The organism is Candidatus Sulfotelmatobacter sp. (assembly GCA_036500765.1).
Lineage (GTDB): Bacteria > Acidobacteriota > Terriglobia > Terriglobales > Acidobacteriaceae > Sulfotelmatobacter.
In genome coordinates this window covers 1,490,956-1,511,774 of sequence record DASYBM010000004.1, presented here as the reverse complement: position 1 = coordinate 1,511,774, position 20,819 = coordinate 1,490,956, and the positions used below count along the sequence as shown (strand labels likewise).

The window sequence follows — 20,819 nt, the reverse complement described above, 5'->3', positions numbered from 1 at the left end:
GAGTCGTGTCTCGCGCAAAGGCAAGAATTCTCTGCATTGACGACCATTGGAATGGGCTCATTGGACGAAAAATGCTGCTGGAAGAGAGCGGTTACGAAGTCTTGGAGGCGACCGGCGGCGATGAAGGATTGAAGCTGTTCCGCACCCATGCCGTAGATGCGGTGGTTGTGGACTACCAAATGCCGGGGATGAACGGAGATGTTGTGGCCGCGAAGATAAAACGGATCAATGCCCACGTCCCAATCATGCTTCTATCGGCCTATGGCCCTTTGCCCGCCCACAAACTGAATTCGGTAGATTCGTTTGTGTCCAAATCGCAGCCACCCAACATTCTGCTCTCGAGCTTGCAGGATTTATTGGGTGACCATCGCAAGCCCTTCTTCTCCCGCTGGCTCGATCACTGGAAGAGCCGAAACCCAAGGGTGAGCCATTGAATTTTCTGAAGCAGATTCTGGGACGTGGCTGTACCCATCGTTTCGCGTGGCCGCGCATTGACCAGCAGGGACGCCACTATCAGCGATGTCTCGCCTGCGGGATAGCCTACGAGTACGACTGGGCCAGGATGCAGCGGACGAGTCGGTTGTTGGCTACTAGTGTTCCACTGGATCGCAACGCAATATCCGTTCCCGTGTTCGGAGCCCACCATTCGTGAGTTCGTCGGCGAAATAATTGAATATAGAATGCCCCACTTCCCTCAACCGCAGCTCTCCACACGCGCTCCCCGCGTAAATCTTCGGGGGCGCATTTCCGCAATCATTCAGCTCGAAAATGGCCGGCAAGTGCAGGCCAAGCTTCATCAACTCTCGGTCACCGGAGGATTGCTGGAACTCCCTGCCTACCTGGACGAAAGATGTAAGGTTGACCTGACGATTGCGGTGGGTTTGAGTATTGTGCGGCCGCAGGCCCAAATGCTTTTTCCGATGTGTGTGAAGATGTGCGGAGCTCACGGTTATTTGCAACCCTTCCGGTTCACTCGACTCTGGGCGGAAGAGCGCCACATGTTGGACCTCGAAATCACGCAACTGTTGAAACAAACTATGGCGCGATCGATCGCCGGGCTGCCCTCAGGCCCGGTCCCGAGCCGATTCAAGTTGGAGCCGCTCTAGTCCTCACCAATTCCTGCTAAATGTGGAACGAGCGCAAGGATTCCCGTTTTGGGAATCTCCTTGATTTGTCATTTTTTGTCACTTCCCCGAATTCTCCTGTTATGATCCCGAACAACTGTTTCGCGGTCTTCCCCAAGGCCGACGAAAGCCATGCCACGAGACGAACCGTGGCGCGATAAGAGCGCTTCCGTGCGGAAGAAGCGTTGCCAGACGCTGTTGTTGCGCTTTATTGCCATTTCCCTGAAAGGGAATGGTGCACGAGCACGGTTCTTGACCCAGGGAAATCCCAGTATGAAAGGTTGGCTATGAGTTTTGCCGATCGAAAGGGAACCATCGCCAGTTCTGTATACACGCTTGACACCTGGCCGCGACGATATGGCCTCGCCCTGATTTCTGTATTCGTCGCAACCCTGTCACGTTACGCCTTAAATAAAATATTGGGCGCAAACGCGCCTTTCGTGCTGTTCTACCCGCTGATTTGGCTAGTGGCATGGACTGCGGGGCTCGGCCCCGGAGTCTTCGCCGTCATTTTGTCGGCGGCGTCAGCAAGCTTTTTGTTCTCCGGAATGGCCGTCCCATCAAGGTTCGGTCTTCCCATCAATGGAAATGGCGTAATGTTGTTTCTGGTCGTCGGATTAGCTCTCAGCGTTCTTACCAATCTGTACCGGCGGCGCCGGGATAGCGTTCACGCAATCGAAAGTGAACGCACGCGAGCCGAGCGCTCGCTGCGCCTGTTCCGCACTCTAATCGATCAGTCCAACGATGCTGTCAAGGTGGTTGATCCGGAAACGTTTTGCTTCCTGGATGTCAATGAGAAGGCCTGCCAGGACCTGGGCTACAGCCGGGAAGAACTGCTGGCGATGACGATTTTCGATGTCAATCCTAACCTGGACGAATCGACGCGGACGATAATGCTGAAAAAGCTCCGTGAATCTGGTTTTGTGGTGATCGAGGGGATTCACCGGCGAAAGGATGGATCGACCTTTCCGGTAGAGACCAGCATGAGGTTGGTCCAACTGGAGAGCAATTATGTCGTCGCGGTTTCCCGGGACATCAGCGATCGAAAGCACGCGGAAAATAAACTTCGCGAGAGTGAAGACCGATGCCGCGATCTGGTCGAACACAGCGAGGATCTCGTTTGTACCCACGATTTGAACGGGAACCTGCTCTCGGTGAATCCGGCCCCGGCGCGACTTCTGGGATATGAGGTCGATGAAATGCTGGCCATTCCGATGCGCGATCTTATTGCGCCCGAATATCGTGAATTGTTCGATGGGTACCTGGGCCGGTTAAGGGCACATGGCGCGGACCGAGGGCTCATGATTGTCCTGTCCCGCACCGGAGAACGCCGGACCTGGGAATACAACAACACTCTTCGCACCGAGGGCGTTGACTTCCCTGTGGTACGGGGGATGGCGCATGACATTACGGAACGAAGACGTGCCGAACTGGCCCTGCAAAGCCGCGAAGAAGATTACCGGAGCTTCGTGGCGCAAAGTTCGGAAGGAATCTTTCGCGAGGATCTGACCGTCCCCGTCCCCATTGATCTGCCCGAAGACAAGCTGGTGGCACGCATTCGACGCGACTCTTACGTGTCGGAGTGCAACGACGCTTTAGTGAAGATGTACGGATTTGCATCCTCGCACGAAATGATCGGGAAACGGCTGGCCGACATGCTGGTGCCGGATGATCCGGGAAATCGGGATCTCATGCGGGAGTACGTCCGCTCTGGCTTTCGCGTTGTGGAGCGCCAATCCCATGAAATCGATCGCCACGGCAATCCCAAAGTGTTTCTCAACAGCATGATTGGAGTTGTGGAGGAAGGGAAGTTAGTGCGCACCTGGGGCATCCAGCGCGATGTCACAGAACGGGTGAAAGCGGAAGAAGGACGGCAGAAGGCGGAACGATCGCTGGCGGCCAGTGAAGAGCGCTTCCGCGTAGCGCTGAAGGATTCTCCGATCACAGTTTTCAACCAGGACTGCGAGCTGCGCTACACCTGGATTTACAACCCGCAGCTCTACTGGCAGCACGATGCCATGGGCAAGACCGATGCGGACATTATCGGGACGAAGAAAGCGGCGAATCTGATGGAGCTGAAGCGCCGCGTCTTGGAAACCGGAGTAGCCGCGCGAGAGGACGTCGTGATTTCGCATGAAGGCAGGAAATATGCTCTGGATGTCACAATCGAGCCGCTGATCGGAGCTGACGGCGGTGTGACCGGGATTACCGGCGCTTGCATGGACATCGCAAGATTCCGGGAGATGGCCGATCGACTGCAAGATGCGCGGGATAAGTTGGCGCAGGAAAAATCGTACTTAGAAAGCGAGATTCAAACCGAACTTGGTTTTGAACAGATCATCGGACAGAGTCCTGCATTGCGCCAGGTATTGAAAAACGTTCGCGTAGTGGCGCCCACCGACTCAACCGTGCTGTTGCTCGGTGAAACCGGCACTGGGAAGGAATTAGTTGCCCGCTCGGTGCATGCGTTGAGTGCCCGGCACGACCAGACCTTCGTCAAACTCAACTGCGCGGCTGTGCCTTCGGGATTGTTGGAGAGCGAACTTTTCGGCCATGAGCGCGGAGCCTTTACCGGAGCCGTCAGTCAGAAGGTCGGACGCATTGAACTGGCGGATAAAGGGACGCTGTTCCTGGATGAGATCGGCGAACTGCCACTCGAATTACAGCCCAAGCTATTACGGGTGTTGCAAGATCGCGAGTTCGAGAGGCTCGGTGGCGTGCGCACTTTACACGTTGATGTCCGCATCATTTCCGCCACGAACCGCGATTTACATCAGGACGTCGCCGACCGGGGTTTTCGCGAGGACCTGTTTTATCGGCTCAATGTTTTCCCAATTCAATTACCCGCTTTGCGCGATCGCCGCGGCGATATTCCCATCCTGGTGAATCACTTTGTCAGTAAACATTCCATGCGCATGGGAAAGCATATTGAGGAAATTCCTGACGAGACCATGGCAATCCTCCAGAAGTGGAACTGGCCGGGTAATATCCGTGAACTCGAAAACATGATCGAACGCATGGTGATCTTAAGCAAAGGGCGGGTGCTGGCTGCGCCGCCCGTGGAATTGGAAATTCCGTCGGAATTCAACGACGACAATCTCACGGAAATGGAACGTGAGCACATTATTCGAATTTTACGGCAGACCAACGGCGTGCTATCGGGAACCGAAGGCGCAGCCCGCCGGCTTGGCATTAAACGCACGACCCTGCAATCGATGATCAAGCGCTTCGGAATCGAAGTGCAGGACTACCGCAATGGCGCGGGTACGTTTGGGCCTTCCTAGAACTTTGCTCGCAGTTTAGTTCGTAATTTGTCATTCCGCGCAAACCCGAGGAATCTGCTGTCTGCTGGCGCAGGCACAGCGCGTTCGCTCTACTTGCTTAGGCGGTTGTATTTTTTCAACACCTCGCGAAGCCGATCGTGGGGCAGTGCGACTACCGTGTGATTATTGATGCCGGTCATAGTTTCGGCGGCCACCATCGCGTTGACGACCGCTTCTTCAGTGGCCTGCACTGTCGCCAGGAAAATCGGGTTAAGCGAATCGTTGGGAAGCATCGTGAGCTGCCTGAGTCCCTTGGTGCCGACCGCGCCAGGATTCGCAGTAGAGAAAGCAATGAAGATGTCCCCCGATCCGTCGCCCGAGTAACTGCCGTCGCGGCCGAGGCCGAGCGAGACTTTCCTTGCTATCCGCTTCAGTTGAGTCGGGATGAGCGGCGCATCGGTGGCGACGACCACAATGATGGAACCAATATCCTGCTGTCGGCCGGCATGCTCGGGAATCTCGCGGCCCACGTTCACTCCCGCGATCCGAAGCTGCTCGCGCGCTCCGTAGTTGCACTGCACCAGTACGCCAACAGTGTAACCACCCGATTTGCCATCGAGAATGCGAGAGGAAGTGCCGATGCCGCCTTTGAACTCATTGCAGATCATGCCTGTCCCGCCGCCGACGTTGCCTTCCTCAACAGGGCCGGAGTGGGCGGTGTCGAGCGCATGAAACGCATCTTCAGGCTTAACATGAAATCCGTTGATGTCATTGAGATCGCCATCCCAGGTTTCGGCGACTACCGGTAGCGACCACCAGTAACCCTCCATGTCCGGTGTGCCGTGCCTGACTTTCCAGGCGATGACGGCGTCGCGCACGACTCCGACGCTGTGCGTGTTCGTGATCATCACCGGCCCGTTGAGAAACCCGGAATCCTCGACCCACGTGGTGCCAGTCATTTCGCCGTTGCCGTTTAAGGTGAACCAGGCGGCGAAAACGGCATCGTTGCTGCCTTTGCCTCGGGGATGAATGGCGGTGACGCCGGTGCGAACCGGTCCCTTGCCGACTTCAAGCTTGCCTTCGCCGGAGATGAGCGTCGTATTGCCAACCTCAACCCCCCGCACATCCGTGATTGCGTTATTTGGCCCCGGCGTGCCATCGAAAGGGACGCCAAGGTCGCGGGCTCGCGGCTTGGACTGCGCGGCGGCGTTAGCGGCTAGAATGATCGTCACCATGACTGCGGTCCAACGGAATCGCGAAATGAACATGGGCCCTCCAACACGACGAAGTATAAAGTGCATCCAAGCGATGCGGGATGCCATGTCTGGTACGCTTCTTGAGAGGGTTCAGCGGCGGCGTACTATCCCCAACTAAGTTTCGTGCTTTAGAGGAGAGTTATGGATAGCTGGAAGAAAGCAGTCGTTCTCGCTGCAATGGGCACCGCAGGCATTCTCTTTGTCAAGAAGCGATTTCCCGCGGGAGTGTTGGCTACCGGGGTCGGTCTCGCGGTGCTGGCATCGGAGTATCCCGAGAAGTTCGACGAAGTGCGCCGCGCGCTGCCCGATTATTTTGAGCGCGGCATGCGCGTGCTGGAGATGGCTGGCCAAGCTGGCAAGCGGATCAGCGAGGTTGCCGGCCGGAGCGCAATGGAAGCGTGGGAAGAAATTGGTGGATGAAAAGCGGACCTCGGACGTCATGGCTCTTCAAGTCGGAGGCCCGCCCGCCTTACTCGATGCCGAGTTGTTTTCTCGCGTCCGGACTAAGGCGCTCCGGAGTCCACGGCGGAGTCCAGACAACATTCACGGTGCAGTTGCTCACCCCGGCTAACTGTTCGATGCGCGATTTGACCTGCGCGCTGATGTTGACATGTTCTGGGCAGCCTTGCGCGGTCAGGGTCATCTCGACAGTGACATCCTGGCTAGGGTCTGCGGAACTCTCGGCGGGCACGGGCGCAAAATCCACCTTGTAGATCAGACCGAGGTCGACGATGTTGACCGGAATCTCGGGATCGTAGCAACTCCTCAGCGCGCTCAAAACGTCTTGCTCCGTGATCGTCGGCATAGTTGAACCTCTTCTTCCAGTTTACAACGTCACAGATCCCGGCGTGTCTGCCTCGAGAGCGGCCGATCTGGTAAAGTTTGCCCATGACTCCCGAGGCGAGGCAAAAACTACAACTGGCTCTGCTGCTGGCAATGGTGGTCGCGGGATTGCGGGCGGGCTACGTTCTCTATCAACGCCATGAAGATCAGGTCGCGGATGAAAGGCAGAAACAGGCGCTCAACGTCGGTTATTCCAATCCTGATTACTACGTGAATCCGAAAAAGCTTCATCCTTACGATCTGAAGAGTGCGAAGCAATTGACTCAGCAACCCGTGTGGGTAAAGGAAGGCTATCGCTACACCTACAACAGCTATGACCCTGTCAGCCGTAAAGTCGATTTCGCGCACAGCGCCGGGCTGCTTCTTCCCATCGAAAAATTGCAGATAAAAGACGTAGTAACTGCCATGCCCGTGGGCAAGGGCGAGCGCAGCCAAGTGATGGCTGTGTTCGAAAAAGATGGGAAGACCTACGCCGTGCCGATCGGGTACGAAGCGGATGAACAATACAAAATCTATTCTGACGAAATGTTTTTCGTGGAGGATCCGCACGACCTGTACAAACATTGGTCGCCAGATGTGTGGCAGGCCGTGGCCCAACACGAGGTGAGGCCCGGGATGAACGAAATGCAGGCAGACTTTGCGATCGGCATCGGCATACCCGACGGCGGAAGCAGTTCTTCGGACAAGACCTTGCGCTATCCCAACGGCGGCAAGCCGGTCGTCGTCGTCTACCAGAATGGCAAAGCGACAGAGGTTAAACCGGGACCATAGGTATCGTCCGAAACGGAATTGCAGGCATCGAAAAACGACTTTGATGCGAAGTTGCAAAACGACTCAAGGTGTGCGAAGAGGCTGCCTACCTTTGCGCAAGAGATTCCTCTTAGAACTTTAGTCCGACAGCGCTGCTCAAGAACGCGGCAACAGGCGACATTTTGCGGCACGCCGTAACGAAGATCGTCATGAACCGCGGGCTGCATACCTGCCAATCGGTGAAGTTCAACGCGCTGCCCAGATCGCGCAGCTTCAGGTCGTCCACGAATTCGTGATCGCCAGGGAAGCCGCGGGGCGGCCGACTCAGTCTGCTGGCGTCGTCCCAGTTAAGAAGTTTGCGGACCGGTCGCCACTCCTCGGGCCGCGAAACCATGGCGTTTCGTACCTTCAAGAGAATCGGCGCCTCAGGATGCCACAAGCCCGACGCTGCGAAACAGCCTCCAGGTTGGAGATGCAGGTAGAAACCGGGAGAGTGCACATCTTTGCCCACATGAGAAAAGCGCATGGCAATATGCGTCTTGTAGGGCTTCTTGTCGTGCGAGAAGCGTGTGTCGCGGTAAATGCGAAACAGGGAGCCGCGCGACGGGCGAGGATCGGCGATAAGGTGGGGAGAGATTTCTGCCAAGGGTGCTGCGAAGTCGGTAATAAAACGCAGGGCCGGCTGCCGCACATGGCTTTCCCATTCTTCCTGATGGGCCTGGAACCATTCGCGCTTGTTGTTGCGCTTGAGACGAGTAAGAAACTGAAACAGCTCAGCGGTGAAATAAGCCGGCATCACGACTAAAGTAAGAAGTACCGCGGAAAAAGTAAAGCACCCATTATCCAGACCACGCTCGGCCGCAGTAATGCAACGCGTTTATTCTTCCAATTTGAACACTCTTTCCATCAATAGCCATTTTTCGCCTGGTTGCGCTTGCGGCAACAACTTCTGAAATGTCGACATCAGCGTCTCCCACTCTTGCACCTTGGGGTCGAGTCGATCGGCCTGCGCCTTGGCCTCGAACGAAAACGATTCATTCACTTCCATGATCATAAACATGCGCGTTCCCAGCAGATAGATTTCCATGTCTTCGATGCCGGAGTCTTTGATACTCCCCGTAATTTCGGGCCATATCTTTTCGTGATAGCGTTTGTACTCGGCAATCAACTTGGGATCGCCTTTCAGGTCCAGAGTCAGGCAAAAGCGTCGTTTCATGGGGCCTCGGTGACAGCGGCGAAACGTGCGGTCCCCTTCATGTGAGGGCGCGATCCAGGTGAACGTATCCGCCATCGACGAATAAATGCTGGCCGGTGGTGTGACTGGACTTGGCGGAGATCAGAAAAATGACGGTTGAGGCAATCTCTTCCGCAGTGGTCATTCGCCGATCCAGAGGAATCTTGGAGAGGATGATCTTCAACTTCTCTTCGGGATTTGAAAACGTGTCGAGCCAACTGCGATAAAGCGGCGTCATCACCTCTGCTGGCATCACGGTGTTAACCCGAATGCCGTAGGACAAAAGTTCGACTGCCCACTCGCGGGTTAGCGCCATGACCGCTCCTTTCGACGACGCATAACCTGACGTGCCGCCCTGCCCGGTGACGGCGGTCTTGGAGCCGATATTCACGATGGCTCCGCGCGAAAGTTTCAGGTAAGGCAGTGCATAGTGCGCCATGCTGTAGTAGTGCACCAGGTTTCGGTTGAGCGAAGCGGCATATTCGGCGGGGGTTCCGTTTTCGAGGCCGACCTTGTCGTTGAGGCCGGCATTGTTCACGAGCGCATGAATCTGGCCAAAAGTTTTAACGATCTGCTCGATAGCTTTCGCGCAGTTCTCGGCAGCGGCGAGTTCGGCGGTGATGACTTCACAGGAATGGCCGCTGTTTTGCAGGTCGCTTCGCAGTTGTTTGCCGGCTTCTTCATCGCGGTCGACAATTACCGGAATCGCGCCCTCGGCGGCACAGGCCCGAACAATCGCAGCGCCAATTCCTTTGGCGCCGCCGGTTACAATCGCCACCTTGTCTTTCAGTTGCAAATCCATAGGGATGAGTCGATGCGCTAGCCGCGCAAATTCATAAATCCACCATCGATTGGGTAGTCAACGCCGGTGATAAACGCGGCTTCATCCGAACATAAGAACAGCGCAAGAGATGCAATCTCTTCAGGCTCTCCCATCCTTCCGATCGGTTGCGCTCTGGCCAGCTGGTCAAACATTTCCTGTTCGCGCCCCGGATAGTCCTTCTGCAAATAATGGTCGACGAATGGCGTGTGAACTCTGGCGGGCGAAATGCAATTGCAGCGAATGTTATATGCCAGATAATCTCGCGCCACGGAATAGGTCATCGCGATGACCGCACCTTTGCTCATGGCATACGCGAATCGATCGGGCAGACCCGCCGATCCGGCAATCGACGCCATATTCAAGATCACGCCTCCGCCCGAATTCTTCATGTGGCCGACCATGGCGTGCATGCAGTTATAAAATCCTTTGACGTTTATGCGGAAAACATGGTCGAAGTCTTCGTTGGTCGTACTCTCAACATTGCCGATGTGCGAAACCCCGGCATTGTTGACCAGGATGTGAACGCGCTCCACGCTGAACAGCTTCTCCAATCTGGCTTCCACAAAAGCCTGACTGGTCACATCGCAAAGATGGGGAGTAGCCATGCCGCCGGCAGCGATAATCTCATCGCAAGTCGCAGCCGCGGCAGCCTCGTCTACATCCAAGATGCGAATCACAGCACCATTGCCGGCGAATCTCAGCGCGATCGCGCGCCCGATCCCGCTACCGCCGCCGGTTACAACCGCGACCTTACCATCGAGGCGAAAATCTCCCACGCCGCTGTTCGCCTTTTTCGGACCTTGATTCAGAGCGATACGCCTCGTTTCCAGGGAATGAAATCTTCCTGAGCTTTCTGCTCGGCTTTCGTCCGTACTTCACCGCTCGCCACCTCGATTACGAGATCCAGAATCGTCTCGCCCATCTGCGCGATCGTTTTCTCGCCGGCGACCACGGCTCCAGTGTCGATGTCGATGATGTCGTGCATGCGTTGCGCCAGAGCGGAATTAGTGGAAAGCTTTATCACCGGCGCAACCGGGTTGCCGGTCGGAGTACCGAGGCCGGTGGTGAACAGCACGACGTTTGCGCCGGCGCCCACTTGCGCGGTGACGCACTCCACGTCGTTGCCGGGAGTGCATTGCAGATTCAATCCTTGTTCGGTCGAGTATTCGGGATAGTCAAGCACTGCGGTCACCGGCGATGTCCCACCCTTCTTCGCCGCGCCGGCGGATTTCATGGCGTCCGTCAAAAGTCCGTCGCGCATATTGCCCGGCGAAGGATTCATGTCGAAACCGGAGCCGACGGCCGCGGCGCGTGCCGCATAATCACGCATGAGTTGAATGAAACGATTGCCAACTTCCTTACTCGCCGCGCGATTGATCAGTTCCTGTTCCACTCCACACAATTCCGGAAATTCCGAAAGAATCGTTCGCCCGCCCAGAGCGGTCAACAAGTCAGCGGTATGGCCGATTGCAGGATTCGCCGAGATGCCGGAAAAACCATCCGACCCTCCACACTTCAAGCCCACGCATAAATCGGCGAGCGACGCCGGAGTGCGTTGCGCCTTGTTGGCTTCAACCAGCCCGTGAAACGTCTGCTGGATGGCATCCGACACCATCGCAGCTTCGGATCCGCTGCGCTGCTGCTCGAGGATGAACAATGGCTTATCGAATGTGCGATTGCGCTTGCGAATTTCTTCGCGCAGAATGCCGATCTGCGCGTGCTGACAGCCCAAGCTCAGCACAGTCGCGCCGGCGACATTCGGGTGGTGAATGTAGCCGGCTATAAGCCCGCAGAGGTTGTTGGAATCTTCGCGTGTGCCGCCGCACCCGCCCTCGTGCACCAGAAAGCGGATGCCATCGACGTTTTCGAAGAGTCGACGGCGTTGGGCTGGAGCGGCTGCCACCGGCGCCGCATGCCCCTCATTGTTGATTCGTCCTTCGCGATACAGTCGTGCCAGTTCTGCGACCTGATGCCGGTAAAGTTGCGGCGCAGCGAAGCCAAGCTCCTCTTCGAGAGCCTGCTTCAGAACCTGTATGTTCTTGTTCTCGCAAAAAACGAGCGGAACTACGAGCCAATAGTTTCGCGTGCCCACCTGCCCATCGGAGCGGCGATATCCCAGAAAAGTTTGCTGCTTCCGCCGCGAAATATCGGGAGGCGTCCACCTGTATTCGCCCGACTGCTCGTGGAAGGCCGAAGCCTGGTGTTGGATGTTAACCGTAGTTAACAGTTCTCCGGCCGGAATCGGCTTAACGGCTTTTCCCACCAGAACGCCATACATGACGACGCTGTCTCCCTCGTCGAAATGTCGCATTGCAAATTTATGCTTGGCGGGAACGTTTCGGACGAGGGCATAAGTATGCTCTCCGAACTCAACCCGTTCGCCGGCTTTCAGATCCTCTAGCGCGATCAAGACGTTATCGCTGGAGTCAAGTTGGAGAAGAGATCGAGGCATCGTGGTTGCGTGCGGTCATTGTAAAACATGCGGCGGGAAAAGTACTCGGCCTCTCACACATCGATCGGAGTATCGGCGAGCCGATAGAAGCGGCGTGCATTGCCGCCGAGCACACCCTCCTGAATCGCGGGAGTTTTCTCCAGAAGATAAGCATTCACCGCCCGTATCGCTTGCGTGTACGTTGCCGCCACCAGGCACACCGGCCAGTCGGAGCCAATCATCAACCGATCCGCACCAAACGACGCAAAGGCGACATCGAGAAAAGGCGCGATCTGTTCGGGACGCCAGCTCTTCCAGTCCGCTTCAGTGACGAGCCCGGACAATTTACAAAACACATTCGGAAATTCAGCCAGGCGCTTGATTCCGTCTGCCCATACTTCCACCTGGCCACTCTTGATCGGCGGCTTGGCCAGGTGATCGAGAACAAAGCGCTGGCGCGGGAAGCGCCCGACAAACTCGGCGGCCACCGGAAGATGTTTCGTGTAGATCAGAATATCGTACGCAAGCCCGAAATCTTCGAGTGCCGCCACGCCCCGCAAAAACTCCGGCTGCAACAAAAAACGGTCGTCGGGTTCGCTCTGCACGACGTGACGGACGCCCGCCAGTTTCCGATTCGAAGTCAGGCTCTTGAGCTGCGACCGTATCCCAGCCGAACGCAGATCCGCCCAGCCCACGACTCCGACAATCGGCCTATGCCGAGCCGCTAACTCAAGAAGCCAGCGAGTCTCTTCCAACGTTTGGCGCGCCTGAACTGCAATCGATCCCTGAAAGCCATTGCTTTCTAATTCAGGCTTCAGGTCTTCGGGCAGAAAATCCTTGCGCAACGCGGACATCGAATCGTCAATCCAGGCATACTCTGCCGGGCTGTAGATCCAAAAATGCTGGTGGGCGTCAATGTGCATTGCGTCGAAAAGTGTGTTCCGCTTCTCCTGCCGGACTGAGCTTTTCCAGTTTGCGCAGCATCTCAGGAATCTCCGGATTCGCCATGAAGCTTTTCCAGATCAGCCCGGTTCTGTAGTTCTCAATCATCACGACGATCGGGGCTTGATTCAATCCCATATAGATCGGTGAGACCCAATTTCGCCCTGGGTCGAAGGCATCTCTCGGACCATAGATATCCCAAAGCTCAGCGCCCAAGTCGCGATAGTAATGCTTGAGGGCGGCCATCGATGGTTCGGGCGTGTAGGGAAAAGATGCGAGTGCGCCGGTGAGAGTGAGAGTGCCGTCATCATCCGCCTCATCCGGCGCATGGGGGACATAGCCGTCCGGCCCGTCGCTCGCCGTCAGGCCCCATGCGTCGGCACCGTAGCCGGAAAAATGTTTTGGATTGGCAATCGAATAGGCGCGGTTGATGAGGGCCATGTTGCGGAAATTATCGAAGTACGAAGACGTATAGCGGTCGTGCAAGCGCTGCGGATCGAAACCCAAATAAGAATAATGGGTGAAAAACAACGGGCCGCCCGTACCGATTCCAACGTCCAGTTTGATTCCATAGTACGTGTGCCCATTGAAATAGTGATCGCCAGGCACAGGGTTGGGCCAGCCGCCACGGTCGGCGACCGCCTCTTGCGATTGCCCCGCCCAGCCGGAGTAGTACATCTCGACGGGCACGCCGTGTGTCGGCGACGACATCGCCAGCAGATACGTGATCATCACTTCATTGAAGCCGACCAACGGATGGTGAATGTGCTGCGCCCATTCCGGAGACCAGTGCCAGTAAATGAAATCGCGGTTCGGATCGCCGCGGAACCAATCCCATTCCACTGTCTCCCAGAGATGAGTGATGCGACGGTCGAGATCCTGCTCGGTAGCAGAGCTGCCGTGAAAATACCGGCGGGCGACCAGAAGCCCTTCCACCAGAAACGAAGTCTCCACCAGATCGCCGCCGTTGTCGAACATGCCAAACACCGGCAGAGTCTTCCCGGTGCTGCCGTCCATGAAATGCGACCAGGCGCCGTGATAGCGCGGCGCGCGTTCAAGAAAGCCAACGATTTTTGCCAAACGTTCAATCCCCTGCGCACGAGTAATGAACCCGCGGTCCACGCCGACCACCAGCGCGGCGATGCCAAAGCCGCTGGCCCCAGTGGCAACCACACGGTCATCCCCCGGAATGTTTTCCAGAGTCATACCCGAAGCAGGATCGGCACCCTCCCAATAGTAGTGAAAGCAGGCCTCCTGCAACATGGAAAGAAGTTCGTCATCGCTGAACTCTCGAGTCGACGCGCTCGCTCCATTCGAAAGAGCCGATTGGCGGTATTGTCCGTCGGACGCCGCAACTTTATAAGTAGCCGTGACTCCTGATTTGCCCAGAAAATCCGTATAGCGATTGATTCCCGGCACCTGGATGCCGATCGGCTCGAAGTTCTTGCCTTCCTCCGTCGTATTGCCTTGCTTCGGGTTGTGTCCCAATGACCGATAAATGACATAACGGCCGAGCGCAGAATCATTGACCGGATTCCAGGTCACGTCCACATGCCGGTCGAAGCCGACGGCGCGCACGCCGTCTGGCGCAGGCAGTTTCGCGCCCGCGTCGCCCGCTGCATCATCGTCAATGCGCAGTTCGTCGACGATCAGCGTATGGCGAACTCTGTCGGCGCGTCCCTGATGGAACACGATGGTCTGTAGATACTGTGGGTGAAACTCGTGTATGGCGGCTACGTGGAATTCTCTGAACGGGATACGCACCTGAACCCATCGCCCAGCCGGGAGATCGCCGGCGAACTTGCCCATAGGCAAAGGATCTGTAAAGGATTCCGGGAACCGGGCGGCCAGCACCAGCGACGGCAGATCAGCCGCCGCGATGGCTCGCGTGGTGAAACACCAGAAATAAAGATTGCGTCCTGCGAATTCGGGCGGCCGGTTGCGGAAATTAATCACGCGGATTTCGGCTTCCCACCCTCCCCCCGGCTCAGACTGCCATTGCAGGCGGAGCGCGTTGGGTGGCGTCAGGAAAATATTGGTATCGACCGGAAGACGGGAATTTGTCTGCTCTAGAAAACTAGGGCCGCTTGCCTTCCCACTACTGTAGAAGTAAGTGTCCGGGGTAAGACTATTGTCGAAAACGACGTGTCGATAATATTCAGTATTCGCTCCCGCGCTGCCCCAGAAAACACAAAGCATGGCGAAAAGCCAGAGCCGTCGTCTCTTCCCTCCTGTCATTGAGGAGTCGTAACCGCGCCGCTTCAATGGATATTCTCCCCGATGCGTAGTCTTGGCGGCCGCCGCCAGCGTGGGTTACCCAAACAGTTGAACCATCTGCAATTGAATGTCGTTAGTTGGCAGAATCTACCAAAAAGGTTTCTGTTATTGAGAATCAAGCACACCGAGCCTGCCTCAGGTTTCCGGTTTCAGCGATATCAGCCAACCAAATCCTAACGCCGGGCAACCAAGCTTTCCGCGAAACTCAATACAGAGAAGTCTTCAGGATTCAAGAGGGAGCCCATGAGCCGGTCCGTAAGGGTTTTATCGCTCGTTGCGTCGATGATGCTTTCAGCCGTACTAGCGCAAGCCCAGTATCGAACTTCCATTCAGGGCGTAGTCACCGATACTACGGGTGCGGTAGTTCCCGGCGCCAACCTCACGTTGACCAATCCGGAAACAGGCGAGAAGCAGGTCAGGGTCAGCGATAACGCGGGCGTGTTCAACTTCAATGCCCTGGCCGCGGCCCGCTTCCGCCTGGAGGCGGACAAAACCGGCTTCCAGAAGAAAGTCATCGACAATCTGCAACTCATTCCAGAGCAGCCCAACGCCGTCAACGTCCAACTTGAAGTCGGCGCGGCAACGCAAACTGTTACCGTTAACGCCGAGACCACGCCCTTACTGGACACCGAGACGGCTTCCATCAATGGCGTCGTCACCGACAATCAGGTGCAGCATATGCCGTCGTTTGGTCGCGACGTCTTCCAGTTGATTCAGCTCGCACCCGGAGTTTTTGGAGACGGAGCGCAGGGCGCAGGAGGCGGCGCGGAACCCATTCCGGGGATGCAAGGCCCGGGACCTACCGGCGGCTCGCAAGGTATTTTCCAGACTGAGAACGGACCCGCGGCGGTCGCGGCCGGGCAGCAGTACGAAAACAACGGCATCAGCATTGACGGAATCAGCACGGCCAGCGCGGTGTGGGGCGGAACTACCATCATTACGCCTACCGAAGATTCCGTCGATAACATTAAAGTCGTCTCCAACGGCTATGACGCCGAGAATGGGCGTTTCAGCGGCGCCCAGATTCAGGTCACGTCCAAAAGCGGCACCAACCACTTCCACGGCAGCGCCTTCTTTACCGTGCACCGCCCCGGCCTGGATGCTTATCAGCCATATGCCGGCAACGATGTAAAGGCCTTGCGGGATAACAGCTTCTTCGATCAGTTCGGTGGCAGTATCAGCGGCCCCATTCTTAAGAACAAGGTCTTCGCTTTTTTCGCGTGGGAGACGGTTCGTAGTCCGCAAGCCCAAACGAACATCGGTAATCAATGGGGTGAGACCGCCGCGTTTGCCGCTTTAGCGCCGAGCGGCAGCATCGCTTCCACGTATTTGAACTTCCCCGGAAACGGCATTCTCAACCGAGGAATCAATACCGCCGCCACTTGCGCCGATTTCGGTCTGACTGAGGGAGTCAATTGCCGCACAGTCACGGGAGGCCTGAATCTCGGAACTCCCTTAACAACCGGCCTGGGCACAATGGACCCCGGCTGGACCAGCGCAACTAATCCCGGCACCGGCGGCGATGGCAGCGGCGGACCCGAAAATCTCGGCACCACTCCCGATATCGCGAATTACATTACGGCAAGCACCAGCACCTTTTCGAAGAACCAGTACAACGGCCGGCTCGATTGGAATGTTACCGGCAAAGATCGTATCGGTTTTGCCATCTACTGGGTTCCGCAAAATACCACTTTCAATAATGGCGCTCGCGGTTATGACATTTTCCATCACAACCAGATCAACGAGGCCTACTCCGCAATCTGGAACCATACTTTCTCGCCGACTCTGCTCAACGAGTTCCGTATGAACGCCGCCGGATGGCATTGGAACGAAATTTCCTCGAATCCGCAATCTCCAGTCGGTCTGCCCGTGGACAACATCGACACCATCGGGGGCGCCGGCGTCGCTCTCGAACAGTTTGGACCAAGCGTTGGCAGCATCCTTGACCAGTGGACCTACACCATGAAGGATATTGCGACGAAGATCGTGGGTCCCCACGCCATCAAGGTTGGCGGAGAGTGGACTCGGCTCTTTTACCTGCAAGATTGCACGTATTGCGGCGGCGTGCCCAGCTACAATTTCTTTAATCTTTGGGATTTCCTGAACGATGCGCCGCAGAAAGAAACTGGCAGCTTCAATCCAACCACAGGGAGTCTTACCACACAGCGCCAGGACGATCGCGAGGGTATTTGGGGAATTTTTGTGCAGGACGATTACAAGCTGCGCAAAAACTTGACCATCAATGCCGGACTTCGCTGGTCCTACTTCGGCCCGCTTCGCTCCAAGGAAAACAATCTCTTCGTGGCCCATCCGGGCGCAGGGGCGGCCTACCTGACCGGGCTCAACGTCACAAGACAGAGCAATGCGTGGAATGCCCAAAAAGATAACTTCGGGCCGCAAATTGGCTTTGCCTGGAGCCCAGGGATTCTGCATGACAGATTCGTTCTCCGCGGCGGCTACGGCTTGAACTACAACCAGGAGGAAATTTCGATTTCTTCGGGAGTCGTTAACAATCCGGGCCTGGTGATTTTTCCGACATTCACCATCCCAACGCCTGGGTCCCCGAATCCCGGGATCATTTATGCGGTGGGAACAGACGTCCACTCGCTCACCAGCTATCCGCCTAACAAAAATACCATCTCGCCGCTCGGTCCGAACGGACTACCCGTGCCCGGAACGCCAGGATGTCCGGTTTCATGCCCCGTGGGAGTGACGGTCTTCCCCGGCACTCTTCCGACCACGCGGGTCCACCACTACTCGACGGATGTGCAGTATGACCTCGGCCACAACTTTGTTGCCTCTGTGGGATATCAAGGCAGCATCTCGCACAACATTTTTTTCCACGAGAATACCAACGCGGCACCAGCGGCCGAGGGACTGACGCTCAATCCGCAGATCGGCGGCGGAGATTACTGGAGTCTTCTCGGGCACGCCAACTACAATGCCCTGCTGGCCGAATTGAAACACAACTTCTCGCGCCAGTTCATGGCAGATGCGCAGTTCACCTGGGCTAAGAGCCTCGACACGGCCTCTTCGCCCTTCGACGCCGGAGTGGCGCCGGGCAACTTGCCATTCTTTCCCTATAACCCCGACCTGAACTATGGGCGATCCGATTACAACGTCGGCAAGGCGTTCAAGCTCTTTGGCATGTGGCAGCCGGTCTTCTTCCACGGTGAACATGACTGGATCGAAAAGATCGCCGGCGGCTGGTCGCTCAGCGGCATTTTCAACATTCACTCAGGATTCCCCTGGACGCCCTACGTCAGTGTCAACGGCGGCAGCCTTTATTGCGGCACGTGCGGTTACGGCGCACTGCCCGCGGTCTATCTCGGCGGTGCAGGAAGCAACACCAGCAATGATGCTTTCAAGACGGTGGCTCATTCGAACTTTCCCAACGGCGCGGCCGCCTACTTTACCTCGCCAAGCTATACCGCCTATAGCGGCTCGGCTTTTGGAAATGCGCTTCCCCAAATCGGGCTGCGCCGCAATTCATTCAATGGTCCGGGATACAGGGATCTCGATTTAACCCTCACGAAAGGATTCGGTCTGCCCAACAATCGAATTCTGGGAGAAGGCGCGAGGTTTGAGATTCGTATGGACGCTTTCAATGTCTTCAACAACCTGAACTTCAACCCACTCGGCATCGTGAATAACATCAGCGCCGCAAACTTCGGCACGATTACGACCGCCAACAACCAGCAGAGCGGAGGTCTTGCCGGCCGGGTCGTCACCCTAGGCGCTCGATTCAGCTTCTAGCGCTGCCTAACGGACGAGTCGGGACGTGCGTGCTATATCTTTTGACGAACGTAAGCGCGAGCAGGATGTTGCGCCATTCGGCGGCGAAGCGCCTACTGCCACTGCGAACTGTGCCGCTGGAGCCACCAGCAGGGCTGGTTGCCGCTGTGGGAAAAAATAGAATGGTTGCATGTCTGTTGCACCGTTCCAGTCAAGTCGTATTCCGTCTTGCTGCCCTTGAGCGATGTCGCCAGGAATTGATGCACCTGCACGCTGCCGTATCCTGTCCCATGCGCAACCCGAATCCGCAACACGGCCCAGTCCCCGAGATAGAACAGTTCGGCCAGTATGGCGATGATGACTACGAACCGTAACACTCGGTAGAGATTCATTCCGCCGGTAATCTTTCTGCGACTCGTTTGTTCCTCATCGCGTGATCGCGGCTTTCGCATCGCCGCTTTCCAAACGGCCCTGGTCATCCCGAGCGGAGCCGTTTTTCAGGCGAAGAGAGGGATCTCCCGCTCAACCGCCGCGGCGCGTAAGCCGATCCCTACCCGCGACTCTACAACCTCAACCGTTACTGCTGAATCCTCGTCTCGCTCGCCGGCGGCCTCTCTGAAACCTGTGAAGGCCCCGGCAACTGCGAAGCATCCCAGCCGCCGCCCAAAGCTTGAATCAGCGCTACCGCAGAAGTCATCTGCTGCACGTGGAGATTATTCAGAGTCTGCAAGTCCCCTAGCAGCGTGGTTTGCGCAATCAGCACGTTAACATAAGGGTCGATGCCGGTTTCATATCGCGATTCTGCCAGCTTCAGGTATGTCTGGGCAGAATTCACCGCTTGCTGCTGCTGTGATATTTCTTTCGAAAGGATGCGCACCTCTGCCAGAGAATCTTCTACCTGCTGAAATGCCGTGAGAACAGTCTGGCGATAACCAGCGAGATTCGCATTGTAAGCAGCGACGTATTGCTGCACTGTAGCTCGCCGCAGACCCGCGTCGAAGATCGTTTCCGACAAGGACGCTCCCACCGACCAGAAGCGGCTCGGCCAGGAAAGCCAGTTGCCAATCGCCGAGCTTTCAAAGCCGCCCTCCGCGGTCAAACTCAACGTCGGGTAGTAGGCGGCATGGGCGATGCCGATCTGAGCGTTGGCCGCAGCCATAGTACGCTCCGCCGCCGCCACATCGGGTCTCCGTTGCAGCAATTCAGAGGGCACGCCAATCGGAATCGGTGGAGGGACAAAAGTAAGCGGCTTCACCGGAACTGAGAAGCCGGTCGCCGACTTTCCCACCAGCATGGCAATGGCATGTTCATATTGCGCTCGCGCGATGGCCACATTGGTCGCGCCCGCCTGTGCGCTTTGCAGCGCGCTTTCCGCCTGCACCACCGAAATCTCCGTGGTCATGCCGGTTTCATAAAGAGAACGGGTCAGATCCAACTCTTTCTGATCCGCCGCGACCGTAGCGTCGAAAAGCCTTTGCAGTTCGTCCTGGCCACGTATTTCGAAGAAGAACTCAGCCAGGGCGGCCTGTTCCGTGAGCCTCTCATTCTCCAGATCGGCAGCGCTGACCTGCGCCGTGTACTGCGCCTGCCGCACGGTGTTCCGAACTTTCCCCCATAGATCCGGAGCCCATGACGCCTCCAGCGGGAGCGTGTAAAGTGTGTTTCCCAATTGGGTTGTGGTTCCGCTGCCCGTAGAACCTCCCGTGGTGTTCACGGTTGTGAGCCCGTGAAGGTTCGCCGAGGTTTGAGAGTGGTTGACGGAAGGTGCGGCTGAAAGCGTGGGAAAGTATTGCGACCTCGCTTCGCGGACCACGGCGCGTGCTTCCATGAAGTTTTCGAAAAACTGTTTGATGTTCTGGTTGTCGATGTCCAATTGTTCTTCGAGCCCGTTGAGTTCGGCGTCGTTGAACAACTCCCACCACTTGCCATGCAACTTCGCGTCGGCGGGCTGCGCCACCGACCAGCCGCCACTATCCTGAAACTGAGTCGGCGATTCCTTGAACGACGCCGCGGGCGCTTGCGGCGCAGGCGCATGATACTTCGGCCCGACCACGCACGCGGACGAAAGCAGGCAAAGCACTGCAACACAAGAAGCAATTGCACGAACTTCGAGTTTGTTTCGGAAGGTCATACGCTTTTCG

The 20,819-nt window shown here is 56.7% G+C and carries 17 protein-coding genes; 6 read left to right on the top strand and 11 right to left on the bottom strand.

The features are described from left to right. The first annotated feature begins 5 nt into the window (after window positions 1-5). From VGM18_09365 to VGM18_09355, 3 genes are all read left to right on the top strand, one after another. Window positions 6-434, top strand: coding sequence for a response regulator (locus VGM18_09365; protein ID HEY3973200.1), 429 nt, complete (start codon window positions 6-8; stop codon window positions 432-434). A gap of 246 nt (window positions 435-680) precedes the next feature. Next, entirely contained in the window at window positions 681-1,106 is a 426-nt protein-coding gene (locus tag VGM18_09360) for a hypothetical protein (GenBank protein HEY3973199.1), read from the top strand. A gap of 305 nt (window positions 1,107-1,411) precedes the next feature. Continuing rightward, window positions 1,412-4,408 (top strand): sigma 54-interacting transcriptional regulator, encoded by a 2,997-nt coding sequence (locus VGM18_09355; GenBank protein ID HEY3973198.1) that lies wholly within the window; start codon window positions 1,412-1,414, stop codon window positions 4,406-4,408. 89 nt (window positions 4,409-4,497) lie between these two features. On the opposite strand, the gene VGM18_09350 is transcribed toward VGM18_09355, so the two are convergent. Next, the gene (locus VGM18_09350) at window positions 4,498-5,655 is read right to left on the bottom strand and encodes a P1 family peptidase (protein ID HEY3973197.1); all 1,158 of its coding nucleotides are present in this window, start codon (window positions 5,653-5,655) and stop codon (window positions 4,498-4,500) included. A gap of 129 nt (window positions 5,656-5,784) precedes the next feature. Between VGM18_09350 and VGM18_09345 the strand changes: the two genes are divergently transcribed. Further along, window positions 5,785-6,063, top strand: a complete 279-nt coding sequence (locus VGM18_09345; protein ID HEY3973196.1) for a hypothetical protein — start codon at window positions 5,785-5,787, stop codon at window positions 6,061-6,063. Window positions 6,064-6,112: 49 nt separating this feature from the next. On the opposite strand, the gene VGM18_09340 is transcribed toward VGM18_09345, so the two are convergent. Then, on the bottom strand, window positions 6,113-6,448 hold the full coding sequence (locus tag VGM18_09340) for an iron-sulfur cluster assembly protein (GenBank protein HEY3973195.1): 336 nt from the start codon (window positions 6,446-6,448) through the stop codon (window positions 6,113-6,115). Between the two features lie 83 nt (window positions 6,449-6,531). Here VGM18_09340 and VGM18_09335 point away from each other — a divergent pair, with 83 nt between their 5' ends. Further along, the gene (locus VGM18_09335; GenBank protein ID HEY3973194.1) at window positions 6,532-7,257 is read left to right on the top strand and encodes a hypothetical protein; all 726 of its coding nucleotides are present in this window, start codon (window positions 6,532-6,534) and stop codon (window positions 7,255-7,257) included. A 109-nt stretch (window positions 7,258-7,366) separates the two neighbouring features. On the opposite strand, the gene VGM18_09330 is transcribed toward VGM18_09335, so the two are convergent. From VGM18_09330 to VGM18_09300, 7 genes are all read right to left on the bottom strand, one after another. After that, window positions 7,367-8,032, bottom strand: coding sequence for a DUF2461 domain-containing protein (locus VGM18_09330; protein HEY3973193.1), 666 nt, complete (start codon window positions 8,030-8,032; stop codon window positions 7,367-7,369). Between the two features lie 81 nt (window positions 8,033-8,113). Further along, on the bottom strand, window positions 8,114-8,452 hold the full coding sequence (locus VGM18_09325; protein HEY3973192.1) for an L-rhamnose mutarotase: 339 nt from the start codon (window positions 8,450-8,452) through the stop codon (window positions 8,114-8,116). A gap of 37 nt (window positions 8,453-8,489) precedes the next feature. Next, window positions 8,490-9,272 carry an SDR family oxidoreductase gene (locus VGM18_09320; GenBank protein HEY3973191.1) on the bottom strand — a complete coding sequence of 261 codons (783 nt, stop codon included), beginning with the start codon at window positions 9,270-9,272 and terminating at the stop codon, window positions 8,490-8,492. 17 nt (window positions 9,273-9,289) lie between these two features. Beyond that, a complete protein-coding gene (locus VGM18_09315) occupies window positions 9,290-10,069 on the bottom strand; it encodes a glucose 1-dehydrogenase (GenBank protein ID HEY3973190.1) in 780 nt (259 codons plus the stop codon). Window positions 10,070-10,098: 29 nt separating this feature from the next. Next, the gene (locus VGM18_09310; protein HEY3973189.1) at window positions 10,099-11,745 is read right to left on the bottom strand and encodes an altronate dehydratase family protein; all 1,647 of its coding nucleotides are present in this window, start codon (window positions 11,743-11,745) and stop codon (window positions 10,099-10,101) included. A 53-nt stretch (window positions 11,746-11,798) separates the two neighbouring features. Then, window positions 11,799-12,647 carry an amidohydrolase family protein gene (locus VGM18_09305; GenBank protein HEY3973188.1) on the bottom strand — a complete coding sequence of 283 codons (849 nt, stop codon included), beginning with the start codon at window positions 12,645-12,647 and terminating at the stop codon, window positions 11,799-11,801. Further along, on the bottom strand, window positions 12,637-14,865 hold the full coding sequence (locus tag VGM18_09300; protein ID HEY3973187.1) for a glucoamylase family protein: 2,229 nt from the start codon (window positions 14,863-14,865) through the stop codon (window positions 12,637-12,639). The genes VGM18_09305 and VGM18_09300 overlap by 11 nt, the downstream gene beginning before the upstream one ends. 321 nt (window positions 14,866-15,186) lie before the next feature. Here VGM18_09300 and VGM18_09295 point away from each other — a divergent pair, with 321 nt between their 5' ends. Next, the gene (locus VGM18_09295) at window positions 15,187-18,699 is read left to right on the top strand and encodes a TonB-dependent receptor (GenBank protein HEY3973186.1); all 3,513 of its coding nucleotides are present in this window, start codon (window positions 15,187-15,189) and stop codon (window positions 18,697-18,699) included. Window positions 18,700-18,791: 92 nt separating this feature from the next. On the opposite strand, the gene VGM18_09290 is transcribed toward VGM18_09295, so the two are convergent. Continuing rightward, window positions 18,792-19,130 carry a hypothetical protein gene (locus VGM18_09290; protein HEY3973185.1) on the bottom strand — a complete coding sequence of 113 codons (339 nt, stop codon included), beginning with the start codon at window positions 19,128-19,130 and terminating at the stop codon, window positions 18,792-18,794. A 125-nt stretch (window positions 19,131-19,255) separates the two neighbouring features. Then, window positions 19,256-20,809 carry an efflux transporter outer membrane subunit gene (locus VGM18_09285; GenBank protein HEY3973184.1) on the bottom strand — a complete coding sequence of 518 codons (1,554 nt, stop codon included), beginning with the start codon at window positions 20,807-20,809 and terminating at the stop codon, window positions 19,256-19,258. Between the last annotated feature and the right edge of the window lie 10 nt (window positions 20,810-20,819).

Bases quoted from the DNA above. Each gene is read 5' to 3' on its own strand.
- VGM18_09360 (HEY3973199.1), top strand. From the start codon at position 681: ATGCCCCACTTCCCTCAACCGCAGCTCTCCACACGCGCTCCCCGCGTA.
- VGM18_09355 (HEY3973198.1), top strand. From the start codon at position 1,412: ATGAGTTTTGCCGATCGAAAGGGAACCATCGCCAGTTCTGTATACACG.
- VGM18_09350 (HEY3973197.1), bottom strand. From the start codon at position 5,655: ATGTTCATTTCGCGATTCCGTTGGACCGCAGTCATGGTGACGATCATT.
- VGM18_09345 (HEY3973196.1), top strand. From the start codon at position 5,785: ATGGATAGCTGGAAGAAAGCAGTCGTTCTCGCTGCAATGGGCACCGCA.
- VGM18_09340 (HEY3973195.1), bottom strand. From the start codon at position 6,448: ATGCCGACGATCACGGAGCAAGACGTTTTGAGCGCGCTGAGGAGTTGC.
- VGM18_09335 (HEY3973194.1), top strand. From the start codon at position 6,532: ATGACTCCCGAGGCGAGGCAAAAACTACAACTGGCTCTGCTGCTGGCA.
- VGM18_09330 (HEY3973193.1), bottom strand. From the start codon at position 8,032: ATGCCGGCTTATTTCACCGCTGAGCTGTTTCAGTTTCTTACTCGTCTC.
- VGM18_09325 (HEY3973192.1), bottom strand. From the start codon at position 8,452: ATGAAACGACGCTTTTGCCTGACTCTGGACCTGAAAGGCGATCCCAAG.
- VGM18_09320 (HEY3973191.1), bottom strand. From the start codon at position 9,272: ATGGATTTGCAACTGAAAGACAAGGTGGCGATTGTAACCGGCGGCGCC.
- VGM18_09310 (HEY3973189.1), bottom strand. From the start codon at position 11,745: ATGCCTCGATCTCTTCTCCAACTTGACTCCAGCGATAACGTCTTGATC.
- VGM18_09305 (HEY3973188.1), bottom strand. From the start codon at position 12,647: ATGCACATTGACGCCCACCAGCATTTTTGGATCTACAGCCCGGCAGAG.
- VGM18_09300 (HEY3973187.1), bottom strand. From the start codon at position 14,865: ATGCTTTGTGTTTTCTGGGGCAGCGCGGGAGCGAATACTGAATATTAT.
- VGM18_09295 (HEY3973186.1), top strand. From the start codon at position 15,187: ATGAGCCGGTCCGTAAGGGTTTTATCGCTCGTTGCGTCGATGATGCTT.
- VGM18_09290 (HEY3973185.1), bottom strand. From the start codon at position 19,130: ATGCGAAAGCCGCGATCACGCGATGAGGAACAAACGAGTCGCAGAAAG.
- VGM18_09285 (HEY3973184.1), bottom strand. From the start codon at position 20,809: ATGACCTTCCGAAACAAACTCGAAGTTCGTGCAATTGCTTCTTGTGTT.